Here is a 510-nt window from a genome sequence, read left to right as displayed (position 1 = left end):
AGTTCAACGGGAACTACGTGTTCATCAAGCACAGCAACACATACATTACCAAGTATCTGCACTTAACGAAGCGCACAGTCAAAACGGGTCAACGTGTTAAACAAGGTCAAACTATCGGTACGCTTGGCGGGACAGGTCGTGTGACAGGACCTCACTTACATTATGAGTTCCTAGTAAATGGCGTGCACAAAAACCCAAGAACAGTGAATTTGAATGAACTTGGCAGGATTATGGGTTATCGCGTTTATATTCCGTCCTAGTGCACGCAACTTCTCGATTGTTTTTCTTTTGCTTTGTGCCTTTGTCGGCGCAATGAACTTACTGACTAGCATGTCAGTCTATGTCGGCTTGTCTGGCGTCTTACACGGTTTGTTTGGTTTTTGGGCTCTCAGAGAAGTGTTTGAAAACAGAAGAAGTAGCCTACTCTTAGTCGCCGGACTTATTGCGAAAATTGCATGGGAGCAATTTTATGGCCCTTCAACCAGCACTGCTGCAATGATAGGCGCTCGT

1 protein-coding gene and 1 pseudogene are annotated in these 510 nt (G+C 45.3%); both read left to right on the top strand.

The annotated features are described in order from the left end of the window. On the top strand, positions 1–260 hold a 260-nt coding region (locus R8N49_RS30665; RefSeq protein WP_318190891.1), incomplete at its 5' end, for a M23 family metallopeptidase. Continuing rightward, positions 214–510: pseudogene (gene rrtA / locus R8N49_RS30660) on the top strand (rhombosortase); the annotation flags it as partial. The gene R8N49_RS30665 and the pseudogene rrtA, both read left to right, overlap by 47 nt.

Source organism: Vibrio sp. 1978 (assembly GCF_033344345.1).
Note: the sequence above shows the minus strand (reverse complement) of the source record. Positions and strands in the feature narration are given on the sequence as shown.